16 protein-coding genes are annotated in these 18967 nt (G+C 73.7%); 8 read left to right on the top strand and 8 right to left on the bottom strand.

What is annotated here, in order from left to right:
- Positions 1-267: 267 nt before the first annotated feature.
- On the bottom strand, positions 268-732 hold the full coding sequence (locus tag ABZ924_RS27305; RefSeq protein WP_361915089.1) for a hypothetical protein: 465 nt from the start codon (positions 730-732) through the stop codon (positions 268-270).
- Positions 733-957: 225 nt separating this feature from the next.
- Positions 958-1497, bottom strand: coding sequence for a sigma-70 family RNA polymerase sigma factor (locus ABZ924_RS27300; RefSeq protein ID WP_361915079.1), 540 nt, complete (start codon positions 1495-1497; stop codon positions 958-960).
- 319 nt (positions 1498-1816) lie between these two features.
- Between ABZ924_RS27300 and ABZ924_RS27295 the strand changes: the two genes are divergently transcribed.
- The 3 genes from ABZ924_RS27295 to ABZ924_RS27285 all read left to right on the top strand — a co-directional run bounded on the left by ABZ924_RS27295 (position 1817) and on the right by ABZ924_RS27285 (position 7411).
- A complete protein-coding gene (locus tag ABZ924_RS27295; RefSeq protein WP_361915076.1) occupies positions 1817-3016 on the top strand; it encodes a CapA family protein in 1200 nt (399 codons plus the stop codon).
- A 57-nt stretch (positions 3017-3073) separates the two neighbouring features.
- Entirely contained in the window at positions 3074-6412 is a 3339-nt protein-coding gene (gene lysX, locus ABZ924_RS27290) for a bifunctional lysylphosphatidylglycerol synthetase/lysine--tRNA ligase LysX (protein WP_361915073.1), read from the top strand.
- 78 nt (positions 6413-6490) lie between these two features.
- Positions 6491-7411 carry a polysaccharide deacetylase family protein gene (locus tag ABZ924_RS27285; protein ID WP_361915070.1) on the top strand — a complete coding sequence of 307 codons (921 nt, stop codon included), beginning with the start codon at positions 6491-6493 and terminating at the stop codon, positions 7409-7411.
- A gap of 117 nt (positions 7412-7528) precedes the next feature.
- Here ABZ924_RS27285 and ABZ924_RS27280 read toward each other — a convergent pair whose 3' ends face one another.
- Positions 7529-8218: a class F sortase gene (locus ABZ924_RS27280; protein ID WP_361915067.1), complete on the bottom strand. Its 690-nt coding sequence runs from the start codon at positions 8216-8218 to the stop codon at positions 7529-7531.
- 611 nt (positions 8219-8829) lie between these two features.
- On the opposite strand from ABZ924_RS27280, the gene ABZ924_RS27275 reads away from it, so the two are divergent.
- Positions 8830-9408 (top strand): hypothetical protein, encoded by a 579-nt coding sequence (locus tag ABZ924_RS27275; RefSeq protein WP_361915064.1) that lies wholly within the window; start codon positions 8830-8832, stop codon positions 9406-9408.
- Positions 9409-9537: 129 nt separating this feature from the next.
- Here ABZ924_RS27275 and ABZ924_RS27270 read toward each other — a convergent pair whose 3' ends face one another.
- From ABZ924_RS27270 to ABZ924_RS27260, 3 genes are all read right to left on the bottom strand, one after another.
- Entirely contained in the window at positions 9538-10137 is a 600-nt protein-coding gene (locus tag ABZ924_RS27270) for a hypothetical protein (RefSeq protein WP_361915061.1), read from the bottom strand.
- A gap of 202 nt (positions 10138-10339) precedes the next feature.
- Complete coding sequence (locus ABZ924_RS27265; RefSeq protein WP_361915058.1) at positions 10340-11110, bottom strand: hypothetical protein; 771 nt, start codon at positions 11108-11110, stop codon at positions 10340-10342.
- A gap of 57 nt (positions 11111-11167) precedes the next feature.
- Complete coding sequence (locus ABZ924_RS27260; protein ID WP_361915055.1) at positions 11168-11305, bottom strand: hypothetical protein; 138 nt, start codon at positions 11303-11305, stop codon at positions 11168-11170.
- Positions 11306-12154: 849 nt separating this feature from the next.
- Here ABZ924_RS27260 and ABZ924_RS27255 point away from each other — a divergent pair.
- Together ABZ924_RS27255 and ABZ924_RS27250 are read left to right on the top strand one after the other, a co-directional pair.
- Positions 12155-12985, top strand: a complete 831-nt coding sequence (locus ABZ924_RS27255) for an SAM-dependent methyltransferase (RefSeq protein ID WP_361915087.1) — start codon at positions 12155-12157, stop codon at positions 12983-12985.
- A 119-nt stretch (positions 12986-13104) separates the two neighbouring features.
- Positions 13105-15249: an EAL domain-containing protein gene (locus tag ABZ924_RS27250; RefSeq protein ID WP_361915084.1), complete on the top strand. Its 2145-nt coding sequence runs from the start codon at positions 13105-13107 to the stop codon at positions 15247-15249.
- 120 nt (positions 15250-15369) lie between these two features.
- On the opposite strand, the gene ABZ924_RS27245 is transcribed toward ABZ924_RS27250, so the two are convergent.
- Complete coding sequence (locus ABZ924_RS27245; RefSeq protein ID WP_361915052.1) at positions 15370-16515, bottom strand: FAD-dependent monooxygenase; 1146 nt, start codon at positions 16513-16515, stop codon at positions 15370-15372.
- Positions 16516-16621: 106 nt separating this feature from the next.
- Between ABZ924_RS27245 and ABZ924_RS27240 the strand changes: the two genes are divergently transcribed.
- Positions 16622-17266 (top strand): TetR family transcriptional regulator, encoded by a 645-nt coding sequence (locus tag ABZ924_RS27240; protein WP_361915049.1) that lies wholly within the window; start codon positions 16622-16624, stop codon positions 17264-17266.
- Between the two features lie 18 nt (positions 17267-17284).
- Here ABZ924_RS27240 and ABZ924_RS27235 read toward each other — a convergent pair whose 3' ends face one another.
- A complete protein-coding gene (locus tag ABZ924_RS27235) occupies positions 17285-18163 on the bottom strand; it encodes a LysR substrate-binding domain-containing protein (RefSeq protein WP_361915046.1) in 879 nt (292 codons plus the stop codon).
- Positions 18164-18258: 95 nt separating this feature from the next.
- On the opposite strand from ABZ924_RS27235, the gene ABZ924_RS27230 reads away from it, so the two are divergent.
- Positions 18259-18963, top strand: a complete 705-nt coding sequence (locus ABZ924_RS27230) for a succinate dehydrogenase (protein ID WP_361915043.1) — start codon at positions 18259-18261, stop codon at positions 18961-18963.
- Positions 18964-18967: the final 4 nt, after the last annotated feature.

Genomic DNA, 18967 nt, shown 5'->3' with positions numbered 1-18967 from the left:
CCCCGGAGCCCCCCCCCCCCCCCCGCCGCCCCCCGCCGCCCCCGGCGCCCGCCCCCCCCCCGGGGGGGGGGGGGGGGGGGGGCGGGGGCGGGGCCGCCCCCCCCTGCCCGGCGGAGCCGGGTTCCCCGGGGCGCCGCCCCGAACCCCGCGCCTCAAACGCCGGCGAGGCCGAACTTGGCGGACCCCCGTCCCAGGCGTCGGCGGGAGCCGGGATGGCAAGGCCGCGGCTCCAAGCGTCGGCGGGGTGGAGATTGCCCCGGCGGCGGCTCAGAACAGGTGCATGGCCAAGTGGCCGAGCGGCAGGCCGAGTTGCCAGGCGGGCGTCCACACACGGGCGTTCTCGTCGAGGCCCTGCGGGAGGTCGGTGTGGTCGTGGCGGCCCGGGTCGAGGTTGGTGGCGAACAGCTCGGTGCGGTCCAGCCAGCCCCAGGCGGCGCGGGCCAGTTCCAGGTCAGGGTCCTCGCCGCGGCCGCTCTCGCGGGCCTCCTCGCCCAGGGCGAGGAACCGGGTGTGCACCCAGTCGCGCCAAGGGTGCCCGTACGCGGTCAGCGACAGCCACTCGTCGAGCTGCGAGACGACCCGGATGCCGGAGAGTTCGCCTGCGGCGTCCGAGAGGTAGATGGTCAGGGCGAGCGTGTCGCGCCCGGCGCGGAACTCCAGGGTACTGGCCGGGATCAGCTGGCCCGTGCGCAGCAGTTCGTCGGCGATGTACTCCGCGTAGAGCCATGCCATGGGCACCGCGAGCCCGCCGTCACTGGTGCCGTTCGTACCCTCGGGCTGCACCGTTCCACCTTCTCCCGCGTGTCGAGCTTGCCGTCGTCAGCGTCGAGCCTTCACCGACCGCCTCGCACAACGGGGGATGTTTACTCAACTTGAACGGTCTGAGGCCGATTTCCGTGCGGTTTCTGTCCGATCCGCGTGCATTGGGATCGTTCCGTGAGTGGATTTCCGGGATGATCAGGCGCCGAGGCCGTATCCGTATCCCTGGAGTCCCTTGCGCAGGGCGCGCAGGGCGTAGTGGGTACGGGACTTGACGGTACCGGCGGGGATGCCGAGCTCCGCCGCCGCCTCGGCCACCGAGCGGTCGCGGAAGTAGACCTGCATCAGCACCTCCCGGTGCTCCGGGCCCAGGGAGCCCACGGCCCGGCGGACGTCGATCGCCGTGACGGAGCCGGCGACCGCGTCCTCGGGCGCCGCCGCCTGCTCCAGCCCCTCCGCGTCGACCTCCTGCGGTCGGGACAGGCGCGCCCGCCGCGCGTCGATCGCGAGCCTTCGCGCGACGGTGAACAGCCAGGGCCGCATGGACTCGTGGCCGCTGGAGAGGACCTCCGGGTGCTGCCAGGCCCGTACGAGGGTCTCCTGGACGAGGTCCTCGGCGCGCTGGGAGTCGCCGCCGGTGAGGCCGAGCAGGAAACCGAACAGAGCCCGTCCGTGGTCGCGCTGGAGTTCGGCCAGCGCCTCGGGGTCGGTGCGCGCGAGGGCGGGGGAGAGGGGCACGAGTGGCTCCTTCCGGGGTCCGTTCGGGGGCTGATGGCCCCACCCTGACCTGCGCCGGGCGCCGGCGGGAACGGTCCGGCCAGGGCGTTGCGCCCAAGCACCCGGGTGGTCCGGTGGGCGGCCGCGCCCGGCGACGAACGGTCGAACGGCGCGCCGAACGGGCAGCCGGGCGGCGGCGTGGGGGCGGCGGAAGGGGCGGGGCGGCGGCGGGCCCCGGGGGCCAGGCGGGTGACGGCCGGCGGATCCGTTGTCCGACACGCAAACAACCCCCTGATGGGTTAAAAGATGATCAGGCAGTCCTACGAATGGAGTCCCTCTGATGACCCAGCACGCCCGACGGGCCCTCGCCCTGCTCTCGGCCACCCTGCTCTCGGCCGTGGCCGCCGCCTGCACGGCCGACAAGGAACCCGCCTCGGCCCGCCTCGGCAATCCCCAGGCCCCACCGCCGAGCACCGGCCGGTCCACCGCCGCCCGCGGATTCACCCTGGTCGCCAGCGGCGACGTGCTGCCGCACGACTCGATCATCAAGCGGGCGCACGACAACGCCGGCGGCAACGGCTACGACTTCAAGCCGATGTTCGCCAAGGTCAAGCCGGTCGTCTCCGCCGCCGACCTGGCCCTGTGCCATATGGAGACCGTCTACGGCCCCGACGGCGGACCGTTCACCGGCTACCCCGCCTTCCAGTCCCCGCCCCAGGTCGCCGAAGGGCTCCGCGACGCCGGCTACGACGGCTGCTCCACGGCCTCCAACCACACCCTCGACGCCGGGGCCGAGGGGCTGGGACGCACCCTCGACACCTTCGACCGCGTCGGCCTCAAGCACGCCGGATCGGCCCGTACGGCAGCCGAGGCGGCCACCCCGACCCTGTACACGGCCGGGACCGCGAAGGTCGCCCACCTCGCCTACACGTACGGCACCAACGGCTACCCGATGCCCCAGGGCCGGCCCTGGGCCGTCAACCTCATGGAGAAGGACAGGATCATCGCGGATGCGCGGGCCGCCCGGAAGGCGGGCGCGGACGTGGTCCTGGTCAGCCTGCACTGGGGCACCGAATGGCAGACCGAGCCGGACGAGAAGCAGCTCTCCCTCGGCAAGGACCTGACCGCCTCGCAGACCGCCGGGCGCCCCGACATAGACCTGATACTCGGGACCCACGCCCACATACCGCAGGCCTACGAGAAGGTCAACGGGACCTGGATCATCTACGGCATGGGCGACCAGGTCGCCGGCGAGATGTTCAACCACTCGGGCGCACGGGACGTGCGCGGCGACTACGGCTCCATCGGCCGCTTCACCTTCGCCCCGCCCGCGGCCCCCGGCGGGCGCTGGCAGGTCACCAAGGCCGAGTTCGTACCGCAGATGATGGACCTGTCCGCCGGCCAGGTCGTCAACCTCCCGGCCGCCCTCGCCGCGGACCCGGACGACGGCGACCACCGCCGCGCCCAGGAGGCCATAACCGGGGCCGTCCTCAGCCGCGGAGCGGCCAAGGACGGCCTCACGATGGCCGGCCGGCCCTGACACGGGGCCGTACGCCTCGCCGCGCGGAGCCCCGCCGCCCTCCCTACAGTGCGAACCATGAGCGCCACCCTGGAGGAGACCCGCGGCACCGGCGGCCCCGGCGGCGGTACCCGCGGCACCCGGAACCGCTTCCTGAACCGGGTGCCGGACGGATCCGCCGCGTTCTTCGGCACGCTCGGAGTGTTCTGCGCCCTCCTCGCGCTCTCCCCGACGCTGCGCCACCTCCTGCGGCACGTCGTGCGCTTCCTCGACGAGTTCGTGGTGCCCGTCAGTGCGAACCTCGCCTACGCCGTCTTCCTCTTCCTGCTCGCGGCCGCCCTCGGCACCCGCAAGAAGGTCGCCTGGTGGATCGTCGTCACCTACCTGGCCCTGCTGATCCTGGTCGACCTGATGATCATGGCCGACGGGGACTACTGGGTCGGCGGCCCCTCCATGGCCATCGCCGTCGCCGCCCTGGTCGTCCTGGTCGCCGCGCGCAAGGAGTTCTACGCCGCCTCCCGCCCCGGCGCCTTCTGGCGGGCCCTGCTCGTCCTGGGCCTCGGCCTGCTCGCCGCCGTGCTGCTCGGCTGGGGGCTCGTCGCGCTGTTCCCCGGCACCCTGCCCCGCGACCAGTGGCTGGACTGGGCCGCCACACAGGTCTTCGGCGGCCTGTTCTCCGACCGCCAGTTCGACGGCCGCCCGCCGCACCCCCTGAAATTCCTCCTCGGCCTCTTCGGCGCCCTCGCCCTGCTGAACGCCGCCGCCACCCTCTTCCGCTCCCAGCGGCTGACCGCCGCCCTGCACGGCGACGAGGAGCCCCGCATCCGCGCCCTGCTCCGTGTGTACGGCCGCAGCGACTCCCTCGGCTACTTCGCCACCCGCCGCGACAAGGCCGTCGTCTTCGCCCCCAACGGCAAGGCCTGCGTCACCTACCGCGTCGAGGCCGGTGTCTGCCTCGCCAGCGGCGACCCGGTGGGCGACCCGGGTGCCTGGACCCCCGCCATCGACGCCTGGCTCGGCGTCGCCCGCCGCCACGGCTGGCAGCCCGCCGTGATGGGCGCCTCCGAGGACGGCGCCACCGCCTACGCCCGTTCCGGGCTCAGCGCCCTCCAACTCGGCGACGAGGCCATCCTCCACGTCGCCCACTTCGACCTCGACGGCCGCGACATGCGCGTCACCCGCCAGGCCGTCAACCGCGTCAAACGGGCCGGCGCCACCACCCTCATCCGCCGCCACTCCGCCCTGACCGAGGAGGAGATGCAGCGGATCATCGACCGCGCCGACACCTGGCGCGACACCGAGACCGAGCGCGGGTTCTCCATGGCCCTGGACCGGCTCGGCGACCCCGCCGACGGGGACTGCCTGCTCGTCGAGGCCTTCGACAAGGACGGCGAGCTGATCGCCCTGCTGTCCTTCGTCCCCTGGGGCAGGGACGGCATCTCCCTGGACCTGATGCGCCGCGACCGCACCGCCCCCAACGGGGTCATGGAGTTCATGGTCGCCGAGCTGTGCGCCGCTGCCCCCGGCCTCGGCGTGCGCCGCATCTCCCTCAACTTCGCCGTCTTCCGCTCCGCGTTCGAGGAGGGAGGCCGCATCGGCGCGGGCCCGGTCCTGAAGCTGTGGCGCCGGCTGCTGCTGTTCTTCTCCCGCTGGTGGCAGCTGGAGGCCCTGTACCGCTCCAACGTCAAGTACGGACCGGAGTGGTACCCGCGGTTCCTGTGCTACCAGGACGCCGGCTCGCTCGCCCGGGTCAGCCTCGCCTCCGGGATCGCCGAGGGCTTCGTCTCCGTGCCGAGCCTGCGCAAACTGTGGGGGAAGGGCCACCCCAGGGGCGGCGCCGCCGCCCCCGCCACCACCGAGGGCCTGCCCTCCCTCGACGCCCTCGGTCTGGAACTCGCCGCGCTGGAGGAGGGGCGCGCCACCCCGGCCGAGCGGCTCCCCGACCAGGTACGGGTCCGCCACGACAAGCTGGAGCGCATCCGCGCGGCCGGCGTGGACCCGTACCCGGTCGGCATCCCCCCGCGCACCCACACCGCGGCCGGGCTCCGGGCCGCCCACCCCGGCCGCCCGCCCGGCGACCGCACCGGCGAACGGGCCACCCTCGCCGGGCGCGTGATGGTCGTACGCGACCTCGGCGGCGTGGTCTTCTCGGTCCTGCGCGACTGGTCGGGGGACATACAGCTGCTGCTCACCCGCGACGAGGCGGGGGCGGACGTACTGGACGCCTTCACCTCCCGCGTCGACTTCGGCGACCACGTCCTCGCCACCGGCGAGATCGGCACCAGCAGGTCCGGCGAGCTCTCCCTCGTCGTCACCTCCTGGCAGCTCACCGGCAAGTGCCTGCGCCCCCTGCCGGACAAGCGCAAGGGCCTGGCCGACCCGGAGGCCCGGGTCCGGCGCCGCTACCTCGACCTGGTGGCCAGCCCCGAGGCCCGGGACGTCGTACGGGCCCGCTCGGCCGCCGTCCAGGCCCTGCGCCAGGGGCTGCTGGACCGCGGGTACCTGGAGGTCGAGACCCCGATGCTCCAGCAGATCCACGGCGGCGCCAACGCCCGGCCCTTCCGCACCCACATCAACGCCTACGACCTCGACCTGTACCTGCGCATCGCGCCCGAGCTGTACCTCAAACGGCTGTGCGTGGGAGGCCTGGAGAAGGTCTTCGAGATGGGCCGCACCTTCCGCAACGAGGGCGTCTCCTACAAGCACAACCCCGAGTTCACGATGCTGGAGGCCTACCAGGCCTTCGCCGACTACGACGTGATGCTCGACCTCACGCGCGAGCTGATCCAGGGCGCGGCGAGCGCCGCGTTCGGCGAGCCGATCGCCCACAAGGCAGGCCCGGACGGCAAGCTCACCGTCCACGACATCTCGGGCCCCTGGCCGGTCAGGACCGTGTACGGGGCGATCAGCGAGGCGCTCGGGGAACCGGTCGACGCCGACACCGAGGAGAACGCGCTGCGCGCGCTGTGCGACCGGGCCGGGGTGCCGCACGCGCCGGAGGACACCCGCGGAGACGTGGTGCTGGAGATGTACGAACGGCTGGTGGAGGAGAAGACCACCCTGCCCACCTTCTACAAGGACTTCCCCACCGACGTCTCCCCGCTGACCCGGCAGCACCGCCTGGACCCGCGCCTCGCCGAGCGCTGGGACCTGGTGGCCTTCGGCACCGAGCTGGGCACCGCCTACTCGGAGCTCACCGACCCCGTCGAGCAGCGGCGCCGGCTGACCGCCCAGTCGCTCCTGGCGGCGGGCGGCGATGCGGAGGCGATGGAGCTGGACGAGGACTTCCTGGACGCACTGGAGTACGCGATGCCGCCGACCGGGGGCCTCGGGATCGGGGTGGACCGGCTCGTCATGTTCCTCACGGGCCTGACGATCCGCGAGACGCTGCCGTTCCCGCTGGTGCGGCGCGGCTGATCCGCCGACCGGGTGAGGGGAGGCGGGCGCGTCCGCGCCTCCCGGCCTCGGCGGCGAAGTCGTTGGTACGTAGTAGTAATGAAAAATGACGAGCCGACAGTAGGGCGGCGCGTGGTCCTGCGGACCGCCGTCTTCCTCGGAATCGCCGGGGCCTGCGGACTGCTCGACGGCGGCACCGGCACCCCCGGACAGACCGCCGGCGGCGGAGCCGGTGCGGGATCCGGTCCGGGCGCCGGTCCCGCGGCCGGGCAGCCCAGAGGCGGCGGCGGCCCCGGACCGCGCGGAGTCCGGGCCCCGCGGCCGCAGACGTCCGCCCGCACCCCGTACCGCCTGAGCCCCATGACCGCGGAGGTGCCCCTGAGCCCGCCCGTGGCCAGACCCGCCGTCCGCACCCGCCCCGTCATGGAACTCCCGCCCGAGGCGACCAGGGCCGGGGCCATGGCCCTCACCTTCGACGACGGCCCCGACTCCCGCCACACCCCCCACATCCTCGACACCCTCGCCCGGTACGACGTCCGCGCGGTGTTCCTCGTCTGCGGGGAGAGGGCCTCCGAGAACAGGGACCTGCTGCGCCGGATGAGCGCCGAGGGCCACGTCATCGGCAACCACACCTGGTCCCACCCCCACATCCCCAGGCTCAGCCGGCCCGACCTCGCCGCCGAGATCGCCCGTACCAGCGAGCTGGTCCAGGAGACGGTGGGCGAGCCGCCCGTGTGGTTCCGCGCGCCGTACGGGGAGTGGAACCGGGCCGCGTTCGAGATCGGGGCCGAACTGGGCATGGAGCCGCTCGCCTGGACCCTCGACAGCCTCGACTGGAAGGATCCGGGCACGGCCACGATCATCTCGAGCGTCCTGCAGGGCGCAGGACCCGGCGTGATCGTCCTCAACCACGACGCGGGCGGCGACCGCGTCCAGACCGTCCGGGCGCTGACCGCGTACCTCCCCCAACTCCTCGCCCGCGGCTACCGCATGACCCTCCCGCCACTGCCGCCGCGCTGAAGCCGCCCCCGCGGCGGGCCGGTGCCGTACGGGCGCCCCGTACGGCACCGTGGCGCAGGGGGCCGCCCCGTACGGGGCCGGTGCCGCCCGCGGCGGACACCGCGCCCCGTACGGCCGTCAGCGGGCCGAGACCATCCGGGCGAAGACGACCACGTTGCCGTCGTAGCCCCGGGCCTTGGAGTAGCTGCCGCCGCAGGTGATCACCCGGAGCTCGGGCAGGCCGGTGTCCCCGTAGACCCGGGCGCCGGGGAAGGTGTCCTTGGAGAACACCTCCACCCCGTACACCTCGAACACCGCAGTGCGCCCGTCGTAGCGCTGCACCTCGATGTGGTTGCCCTTGTGCAGCGAACCGAGGCCGTAGAAGACGGCGGGTCCCTGCGCGTTGTCCACGTGTCCGACGATCACCGCCGAACCGCGCTGCCCGGGGGAGATCCCGTTGAGGTACCAACCCGCCAGGTTCGCGTCCTCCGGCGGTGGGGCGTCGATCCAGCCCTGGGCGTCCACCCCGACCGTCATCACCGGCGCGTCCACCTTGATCTCGGGGATCCGGATGCGCTGCACGGAGGAATGCCCCAGCGGCTCCGGCGGCATCGACGCCACGGGAGCCGGTACCGGCGCCTGCGGCACGGCGGCGCCCGACGGAAGCGGGGTGGCGGGTGCCACCGCCGAGGCGGCCGTCGGCTGCGGCGGCCCGTCCCCGAAGCCCGCTCCGTTGCGCATCAGCGCGAGGCCGCTGAGCATGACCAGTGCGAGCACGCCCCAGGGCGATCGTCTTCTCGGCGGCTGCTCGCTCTCGTCCTCGGTCATGGCTCTCCCTTCCCGACGCGGGGGTCCCGACCCGCGCTCCCGTCCCACCCCTGTACGCCCTTCTCCACGCACGCTAAGGGCGGTTGCGCAAGACGGCGATCGGTGAAGGGCGAACGGGTGGCCGCTACGGAACGGATGCGCCCATACAGGTATTCATCACATAAACAGCTGACGGGTCGTGACCTGCGGATCCGTCAGCAGCCCCGGCCACCCCCTCGGCGTGTCGCTCAACCGTGCGGCCCAAAGCCGGACGTGCGCTGCTTGCGGGGCGCCCCGAGGGTTCCTGGTGGGAGGCGTTCTCGTCGATCAGCCCGGGCGACCGCTCCGGGGCGCTTTCCGCTGGAGGTTCCACCATGCGTGTTCTGCGCGCTCTCACCGTGACCGCGGCGGCCTGCGCCGCAGTCGGTCTCAGTATTCCGTTGGCCTCGGCGAACCCCGTAAACGACCCGCCCGGCGCCCGGGCCACCCCCGCGGCCGATCCGCCGGCCGGTCCGAGTGCCCCCGCGGCGCCCCCCGCGGCCGAGCCGCCCGCCGCCCCGAATGCCCCCGCGGCGCCCCCCGCGGCCGAGGCACCCGCCGCTCCGGAGGCCCCCGCGGCACCCCTGGGCGAGGTGCCCGGAGCACCGGGCGCCCCCGCGGCCGCCCCCGCAGGCGATCCGCCCGGCACCCGCGGCCTCCCTGCGGGCGGCCTCCCCGTGGGCGGCCTGGCCGGGGGCGGCCTCCCCCCGGGCGGCCTGGCCGGCGTCCGGGGCGGCGACGGGGACCTCGGCCGGGGCGGCGACGGGGGCAGGGGGCCCAGCAACGTCACGGTCAACCCGTACTCCGTGCACCAGGGCTCCACGATGCAGGTCAGCGCAGCCGGTTGCACCCACGGCGGCACCGTCTGGTCGCCCAACAACTTTCCGCAGGCCAACCTCTCGGCCGGCTCGATCGGGTTCGCGACCGTCCGCATCTTCAACCACGCCACGCCCGGCAACCACACACTGTCCGTCAAGTGCAACGACAACAGCCTGGTTGCCACCCACCGCTTCACGATCCTCGAGGGCAGGGGCGCACAGGGCGGCCTCGGCGGCTCGTTCGGCCCGTCCACCGCCGAGACGGCCATCGGCGCGAGCCTGGTGGGAGCCGGGGCGCTCGGTGCGGGCGTCCACCTGGTGCGCCGGCGCCGCCCGTCTCGCAACCGGGCCTGACGGCCGGCCGACCTCCCCGGTCCCCACCCGGTGAACCGCCGGCCGCCCCGGATCCGGGCCGGGACCCTGGACCCGGGGCGACCGGCGGCCGGCGCCCGCCGGCCCCCGTACGGCGGTCCGGGTGCGGCGTCAGTGCACGCGGGTGGCGCGGCGGCGGAGCGCGTACGCGGTCGCGCCCGTCGCGACGAGGAAGAGGCCGCCGCCGGCGCAGAGTTCCCACGGGTCCATCCCGGCCGCGCTGCCGCCCAGCCCGCCGCGGACCCCGAGCGAGGCGCCCCGGGCGGCCACGGTGGCCGTGCCCGCCGGCCCGACGGGCCGCGGCAGGGCCCAGGCGCTGGACGTGGAACTGGTGGTGGGCCGGCTGGTGCCGCCGGCGATGGTGAGGTCGGCCGAGCCGTTCTCGCCGTTGCAGGTGAAGGTGACCGAGTAGACGGCCCCGCGGCGGACGTCGCGGTCGACCCGGACGCGTGCCGTCTGGCCGCGCGGGATGCTCACGGTGTCGAAGACGCCCGAGGAGACGGTCGCGTAGGCCGCGTCGCAGCCGGTGACGGAGAGCACGGTCTGCCCGCCGGGATCGACCGTGGACGGGGTGAGGGCGAAGCCGAACGATGTGACGGGCTGCGCCTCGGCCGCGCTCGCGGCGGCCGCGCCGAAGGCACCGAGCGTGAGTACGGCGCCCGCGGCGCCGGCGCTCAGCAGGGCTGTGGCGGAGGTACGTATCGCACTCATCGTGGGTTCTCCGGATCTGGCGAGGAGCACCCGCGGAAGGGTTTTTCCGCCGGTGGGAGGTCGTGCACCTCGGTGTCCGCCACGCTAGGTGCGGGCGCGGTGACCCGCGATCAGGAACGGGCAAACGGGGCACGCAGGTGAGCCGAACCGGTGATGCGGAGCCCCGCATGGGTTTGGCCGGCGCACCTGCGTGCGCGTGCGGTCAGTCCTCCAGGCCCAGGTGGGGGAACTGCGCGAAGAACGGCTCGGCGGTGGCGGCGATGCCCCGGCCGAAGGGGGCGTCGAAGTCCCAGATCAGGAACAGCAGGAAGGCGATCAACGCGCTGAACAGGCCCGCCAGCAGCAACTCCCGGAAAGAGCGGCGGATCTGGAGGGTGAAGATCATCCCGACCGTCACCAGGGCCCCGGTGATCAGCCCGAACCAGACCACCCCGGGCATGGTCGCCCCCGCGCTCTCGGCACGTGCACTGCGGGCGTCGTCCACCAGGGCCACCTGGTCCACGAGCGGCTGGTAGGCCTGGCCCTCGTGGTCGGTCTGGGGCACGTAGTCGGTCACGTCGCGCCGGATGCGCTCCAGCAGCTCGGCGCTGCGGTCCGTGACGGTCTCGTGCTCGGCCATCTCCTTCCACTCCGTGTCCACCACGTACGTCACGTACGCGTCGACGTCGGAGCGGATCTTCCCCCGCACCTCGGCGGGGTAGACCTGGGCGCGGGCGCTGATCTCGTGCAGGGCCTGCGCCTCCTGGCGCACGTACTCCTGGGCGGCCCCGCGGCCCTCCCAGACGCCGGCGATCGCCAGGCCCAGCACGATCGCGTAGATCACCCCGATCATCATCGTCATGTACTCGATGACGTCCGGGGTCTCGTTCGGATCGTCGTCGTCGCCGATCCGGCGGTGGTTGAAGAAGGCGATGGCCAGCACCACGGCGCAGGCCGCGGCCATCGCGAGGGTCAGGACGAGCCATTCCGACAAGATGACTCCCAATCGGTCACGGACGGGTGGGGCCCCACGGGCGGGTGGGGGCCGGGGTTAGCGCGGGCGCAGCGCGACGATCGCGAGCACCGCGGGCGCCGCGGTCATGAGCGTGAAGGTCACCGGCGAGATGTGGTGCCCGACCGGCTTGGCGGCTGCCGCGTGGTACGCGGGCCGGGCCACGGCCTTCTTCACGGGCGGTGGCGGTGGCGGAGTCACCGCGGGGGCCGGGGCGGCGTACGCGGGGTGCGCGGCCGGTTCGGGGGCCTTCGGGGCCGGCTTCGGCGGCGGGGGCGGCGCCGGCCTGGGCGGCGGTGGCGGGGTGGGCTTCGGGGCGGGCGGCGGAGTCGGCGCGGGCGGCGGTGGCGGTGGCGGGGTCGGCTTCGGGGTCGGCTTCGGCGGGCACGGCGGGGGCGGCGGCGGAGGGCAGTGGTGCCCGTCGTGGCCGTGGCCGCCACCGTGGTGCCATCCGTTGCCGTTGCCGTTGCCGTGGGTGCCGGCATGACCGTTTCCGCGGCCGCCCGGCGGGCCGTCGCCGTGATGTGCGCCACCCCGGGCCCCTTCTGAGGGGCTGCTGCCGGCGGCTGCGACCAGCCCGGCGGCATCCGCGGCGCCGCCGGCGCAGACCGTCGCGTGGGCGCAGCTATCGGCCACGGCCGGAGTGGCCGACAAGGCCACCCACAGCAGGGCGGGGACCGCCAGCAGGCGCCTGGTAGAGGCTCTGTTCACCCCGGCAGCATGGGCTCGCGCGCGCCCGCGCACGCGGGACCCGGTCCCGGTTCGCCTGAACGGGTGGAGCGCAGACCGTAGAGGTTTGAGCCACGAACCGAAGGCATCCGATCGCAGAGTCGTTCAATCCCATAAGCGACTTGTCGGTTTCGGTCATCCGGTGCGGCGGGGGCCGTAGGGGCCTTTGGTGTGTGATGAAGAACGGATCACCAATTTCCGCTTTTGCTCGCTCCCTTGGGCAATGATCAGTACATTCGGCTCGGACAGCTGTCCGAGCCCGCAACGACCGCACTCGACCACGACTTGGAGACCGCGATGGAGCGCCCCGCCTGGGCCCCGCCAGGGATCGACATATCCGTGCCGAGCGTGTCCCGCATCTACGATTACTACCTGGGCGGATCGCACAACTTCGAGGTCGACCGCCAGGCCGCCCGCCGCGCCATGGAGTTCATGCCGGGCCTGCCCAAGATCATGCAGGCCAACCGGGCCTTCATGCGCCGCGCCGTCCGCTACGCCGTCTCCCGGGGCATCACCCAGTTCCTCGACATCGGCTCCGGCATCCCCACCTTCGGCAACGTCCACGAGGTCGCCCAGGCCGCCAGCCCCGAGGCCCGCGTCGTCTACGTCGACCACGACCCGGTGGCCGTCGCGCACAGCCGCGCCGTCCTGGCCGGCGACGACCGCACCGCCGTCATCGCCGCCGACCTGCGCAAGCCCCGCGACATCCTGTCCGCCCCCGAGACCGTCCGACTGCTGGACCTCGACCGGCCGGTCGCCCTGCTCCTGGTCGCCGTCCTGCACTTCCTGGAGGACGCCGACGACCCGTACGCCGCCGTCGCAGAGCTGCGCGACGCGCTGCCCGCCGGCAGCCTGCTGGTCCTCACGCACGCCTCGTACGAAGGCCTCCCGCTCTCCGAGGACGTCGCCGGCGGCATGGTCGGCGTCTACCGCGACATCCGCAACCCGCTGGTGATGCGCAGTCGCGAGGAGGTCACCCGCTTCTTCGACGGGTTCGAGCTGGTCGACCCGGGGCTCGTCTCGATGCCGAACTGGCAGCCGGACGGCCTCGCGGACCCGCAGGACGGGGAGATGCCGGAGGACCCGTACGCGTTCTCGGGCTTCGGCGGAGTGGGACGCAAGGCGTGAGATCCCCGGCCGCGGTGCCTCCCGGCACACCGACCCCCGACGGCGCGGAACCCGCACCGGGCGCACCCGCCCAGACCCCGCCACCCGGCCCGCCGGCACGACCGGCGGGCCCCGCCGCGCTGCGCGCCGGCCTGGAGGACCGGATCGGGCGCTTCGCGACCATCTGGGGCCGCGCCATCTTCCCCTTCACCGCGACCTCGCTCACCCGCGTCGAGTTCGAGCAGCACCTCGTGCCGCTCACCCGGACCCTCGCCGAGGCCCTGCACGCCCGGCCCTTCGACGCGACCGTAGCCCAGCAGGTGGGGACCGAGCTCGTCGCCGTCCACTGCACCGACCCCGAGGCGCTGGCCGGAACGCTCGGCGTCGTCGAGTCCTACCTCGTGCTCTACTGCGGCCCCGACGGGGTCGGCGTCGAGGGCGCCGAGGAGTACCGCTCGCGCTGCGCCCGGCTCCAGCACGGCATCGCGGCGGGCTTCGCCCGGGCCCTGCGCGAGCGCACCCTGCGGGAGCAGGAGGCCATCGCCCGCTCCGCGCTGACCGCCCGCATCGACGCCCAGCAAGCCCTGCACGCGAGCGAGGAGCGCTTCCGGGCGGTCTTCGAGGGCGCGGCCATCGGCATCGGCATCGCCGACCTGGAGGGCAACGTCATCGAGGTCAACGACGCCCTGCTGCAGATGTTCGGCGGCATGGGCGGGCACGTCCGCGGCCGCAACGTCAGCGAGTGGGGCCACCCCGACGACGCCCCGCACGTGTGGCGCATGTACGGGGAGCTGGTCCGCGGCGAACGCGAGAGCTACCGGGTGGAGAAGCCGTACTACCGGCACGACGGGACCGTCCTGTGGACCAACCTCACGGTCTCCCTGCTCCGGGACGCCGACGGGGTGCCGCAGTACCAGCTGGCCCTGATGGAGGACACCACCGAGCGGCGCCTGCTGAACCTGCGCCTGCGCTACGAGGCCACCCACGACGCCCTGACCGGACTGCCCAACCGGACCCTGTTCTTCGAGCGCCTGGAGAAGGCCCTCGGCGGGGCCGGCGGCAGCCGCTTCGGGCTGTGCTACCTGGACCTCGACGGCTTCAAGGCCGTCAACGACAGCCTCGGCCACTCCGCGGGCGACCGGCTCCTGGTGGAGGTGGCCGACCGGCTGCAGAGCTGCGCGACCGGACCGGGCGAGGTCGTCGCCCGGCTCGGCGGCGACGAGTTCGTGGCCCTGACCACCGGCCCGGACACCGAGGAGAAGGTGACCGAGCTCGCGGTCCGCATCCTCTCCGCGCTCTCCACCCCGATCCGGATCGAGGGCCGGGAGCTGTCGGTGCGCGGCAGCATCGGCATCGTCGAGGGCCCGGCGGGGGAGCGGACCCCGGCGGAGGTGCTGCGCAGCGCCGATATCACCATGTACCGGGCCAAGGCGGCCGGCGGCAGCCGCTTCGAGTTCGCCGACGCGGAGGCCGACGCCCGCGCCATCACCCGCCACGGCCTGACCAACGCCCTGCCCGCCGCCCTGGAGCGCGGCGAGTTCTTCATCGAGTACCAGCCGCTGGTCCACATGCACGACGGCAGCGTCCACGGAGCCGAGGCGCTCGTGCGCTGGGAGCACCCGCAGTACGGGGTGCTCGGCCCGGACCGCTTCATCCCGCTCGCCGAGCGCACCGGGCTGATCGTGCCGCTCGGCCGCTGGGTCCTGGAGGAATCGGTCCGCCAGGCCCGCAACTGGCAGCGCCAGCTCGGCGGTTCGGCCCTGCGGATCAACGTCAACCTCTCGCCGACCCAGCTGCACCACCCCGGCCTCGTCGCCGACACCGTCGCGGTCCTGGAGAACGCGGGCCTCGCCCCGGGCGCGCTGTGCCTGGAGGTCACCGAATCGGCCCTGATCGGCGCCGACGACGAACTCCTGGAACCGCTGCGCCGGCTGGCCGAGCTCGGCGTGGACATCGCCCTCGACGACTTCGGCACCGGCTATTCGAACCTGGCGAACCTGCGCCGCCTGCCGGTCAGCGTGCTGAAGCTGGACCGCTCCTTCACCAAGGGCATGCAGCAGCAGCCCGCCAACCCGGTCGACGTCAAGATCGTGGAAGGCATCGTCGCCCTCGCCCACAGCCTCGAACTCGCCGTCACGGTCGAGGGTGTGGAGACCGGAGCCCAGGCCGCCCAGCTGCGCGCCCTCGGCTGCGACACCGCTCAGGGCTGGTACTACGCCCGCCCCGGCGCCCCCGACCGCATCCACGCCCTCTCCCTCTGCGACGCGGTCCCCACCCCCTCCTGACAGCCCCTTCCTGACGGCCCACTCCTGACGGCTCCCTCCTGACCACCTCCCCCTGACGGCCCGTCGGCGGGGCCCCGGCCGAGCGCGATCAGGCTCGGCCCGGGCCCGCGGCCCGCCGGCCTACGGCTCGGGCCGCTGCTCCGGTGCCTCCGGTTCCGACTCCAGGTCCGGCTCCGGGGCGAGGTCGTACGGGTCCCGGTCGCGGCCCGCCTCCGTGCCGCGGCCGGGCGTGCGGACCGCCTCGACGACCCGCTCGTACCGCTGCGCCGTGTCGGCCACCACCGCTGCGGCCACCGCCAGCCGCTCCGCTGCGTACCCATCGAGCACCTCCTCCCCGGCGCCCCCGGTCAGGACCGCGGCCAAGGCCCGCCCGAGGGCGGCGGCGTCCTCGATGCCGGTGTTCATGCCGAGCCCGCCGGCGATCGGGTGGACGTGCGCCGCGTCGCCCGCCAGGAAGACCCGGCCCTCGCGTATCCGCGCGGCCACGCGGACGTTGATCCGCCAGGACGAGAGCCACGTCGGATCCGCGAGCCTGATCCCCGGCATCCGCGCGTACCGGTCGAAGAGTCGCTGGAACCCCTCCAGCGACGGCGGCCGCGCCACGCCCCGCTCGTCCGCCTCGGGCACGGCCTGGAGCTGGAAGCTGTCCGTGCCGGGCATCGGGCAGAGCAGGATGCCGCCGCCCTCCGCCGTGAACCACTGGTGCCAGAACTCCCGGCTGAGCCCGGGCGCCCGCACGTCCCCGAGCACCATCGCCTCCTCCTGGGCGGTGTGCCCCTCGAAGGGGATCCCCAGGAGCTTGCGGGTCGTGCTGGAGCCGCCGTCGCACCCGGCGAGGTACCCGGCCCGGATCACGCGCCCGTCCGCGAGCTCCGCCTCGACGCCCGCCCCGTCCTGGCGGATCGCCTCGAGCCGCGCGCCGTACTCGACGCGGACGCCGAGCTCGGCCAGCCGGTCGCGCAGTGCCTCCTCGATCTGCCACTGGCCGATGAGCAAGCCGTCGTCGTCCCCGGGGGTGTCGGTGACGTGCTCCCCGTCGAAGTACTTGCGCAGCACCAGCCCCGTCCGCCCCGTGGCCCGCACCCGCTCGGCGATGCCGAGTTCCTCGAACACCTTGAGGCTGCTCGTGCGCAGTCCCTTGCCGCGCGATTCCCGGTGCGGTGCCTCGCGCTGCTCCACGACCCGGACCGCGATGCCCCGGCGGGCCAGGTCGCAGGCCAGGGTGAGCCCCGTCGGGCCGGAGCCCGCGATGAGTACGTCCGTCATCGGATGTCCCTTTCCTCGTCGTCGTCTCAAGGAAAGCGGCTCACGCCGAAAAAAGCAACCGGGTCACAAAAATTACCCGGTCACTCATTCGTGGTACGCTGTTCCCATGGAGAACACGACGGGCCTGCGCGAGAGCAAGAAGCTCCGCATGCGACAGCACCTGGCGGCCACCGCCCTGGAGCTCTTCCTGGAACGCGGCTTCGACGCGGTGGCGGTGGCCGATGTCGCCGCCGCGGCGGAGGTCTCCAAGCCCACGCTGTTCCGGTACTTCCCCACCAAGGAGGACCTGGTCCTCGACCGCTTCGCCGACCACCAGGACGAGGCCGCCCGCATCGTCGGCGAACGGCCCGCCGGCCAGAGCCCGGTCGCCGCGCTGCGGACGCACTTCCTGGCCGCCCTGGCGGAACGCGATCCGATCACCGGCCTGTGCGACCACCCCGACGTGGTCGCCTACCAGCGGCTGCTGTACACCACCGCCAGCCTGGAGACCCGGCTGGCCCACTACACGGACCGCGAGGTCGCCCTCCTCGCCGAGGCGCTCGAGGCGGAATCGATCCCGCCGCTCCCCGCCCGGCTGGCCGCCAGGCACCTGGTGACGGTCCGCCAGGAGCTGGGCCGGGAGAACTGGCTGCGCGTCGAGGCGGGCCAGAGCGCCGATGAGGCCCTCCCGGAGGCCGTGGCCGACGCCGAGCAGGCCTTCGCCATGCTGGCCGACGGCCTCGACAGAACCCTCCCGGCCCGAAGATCGTGACGCCTGTGCGTCCCCGCCTCAGTCCAGCAGCATCCGCTTGAGCTCGCGGGCCGCCCGCGGCGGCGCCACGTCCGTGCGGTGGGCCAGGGCGATGGTGCGGCGCAGCGGGGCGCCGACCAGCGGAGTGCTGCGCAGCCCCGGCCCGGCGTGGGCGACCACCATCGCGGGGACCACCGCCACCCCGAGCCCCGCGCGGACGAAGCCGAGCACGGCGTCCATCTCGCCGCCCTCCACCGTGAACGCCGGCTCGAAGCCCTCAGCCCGGCAGGCGGCCACCGTCAGGTCCCGCAGGTCGTAGCCGTGCCGGAACATCACCATCGGCTCGTCCCGCAGCGCCGACACCGTCAGCGGACCGCCCCCGGCCGGCGGCGGCAGCTGCGCCGACGAGACCACCACCAGGTCCTCCGTGAGCAGCTCCACCGTGTCCAGCGCCGGCGCCGAAGGCGGCAGCGGCAGCGCGATCAGGGCCAGGTCCAGCGCCCCGCGCGCCAGCTCCCGTACGAGGTCCAGCGAACCGCTCTCCTCGATCAGCAGCTCGATCCCCGGATGCGCGGCATGGAAGGCCCGCAGCACCCCGGGCAGCAGGCCCGTGCACACGCTCGGCGTGGCCCCCAGCCGCACCCGCCCGCGCCGCAGCTGCGCCAGCTCCTGCACCTCCACCCGCGCGGTGTCCGCGTCCGCCAGGATCCGCCGGGCCAGCGGGAGCAGCGCCTCGCCCGCGTCGGTCAGCGCGATGTTCCCCCGCGCCCGGCTGAACAGCTCCGCCCCCAACTCCCGCTCCAGCGCCTTGATCTGCTGCGACAGCGACGGCTGGGCGACGTGCACCCGCTCCGCCGCCCGCGTGAAGTGCCGCGTCTCGGCCACCGCCACGAAGTACAGGAGCTGCTGGAACTGCATTCGCCCAGGCTACCGCCGCTAATAGCCCAGGGCTATCGAGATGAGCGGAACCATGTCTTGGACCTCTCACCACCTCCGTCCCTACCGTCTGTGGCATGGCTCTGGCAACGCGGACGGGCCGACGACCGTCCACCACGCGCACGCTCTGGGACTCCACCGTCGGCAAGAAGTCCGTCATGGCGGTATCCGGCCTGATCATGCTCGGCTACCTGGTCGTCCACATGATGGGGAACCTCAAGATCTTCTTCGGCCCGGAGGAGTTCAACGGCTACGCGCACTGGCTGCGCCACATGGGCGAGCCCTTCCTGCACAGCCACTGGGGCCTGTGGGCGGCCCGCGTGGTCCTCCTCGCCGCCGTCGTCGCCCACGCCGTCTCCGCGTACCAGCTCAGCCGGCGCGACATCAAGGCGCGCCCGGTGAAGTACGCCCACAAGCGCCGCCGCGCGAGCTACGCCACCCGCACGATGCGCTGGGGCGGGGTCATCCTCGGCCTGTTCATCGTCTGGCACCTGCTCGACCTCACCACGCTCACCGTCAACGAGCGCGCCTGGGCCGGCCACCCGTACGAGAACGTCCTCGCGACCTTCTCCACCTGGTACGGCAACACCGTCTACATCACCGCGATGGCCGCCCTCGGCCTCCACGTCCGCCACGGCTTCTGGAGCGCGGCCCAGACCCTCGGCGCGGGCAACGCCCGACGCGACCGCACCCTGAAGTCCCTCGCCAACGCCCTGGCCCTCGTCCTCTTCGCCGGCTTCGTCTCCGTCCCCGTCGCCGTCATGACCGGAGTGGTGAACTGACCGT

Origin of the sequence: Streptomyces sp. NPDC046876 (assembly GCF_040645035.1) — a bacterium.
GTDB lineage: Bacteria > Actinomycetota > Actinomycetes > Streptomycetales > Streptomycetaceae > Streptomyces.
This window is presented reverse-complemented; position numbering and strand designations above follow the sequence as displayed.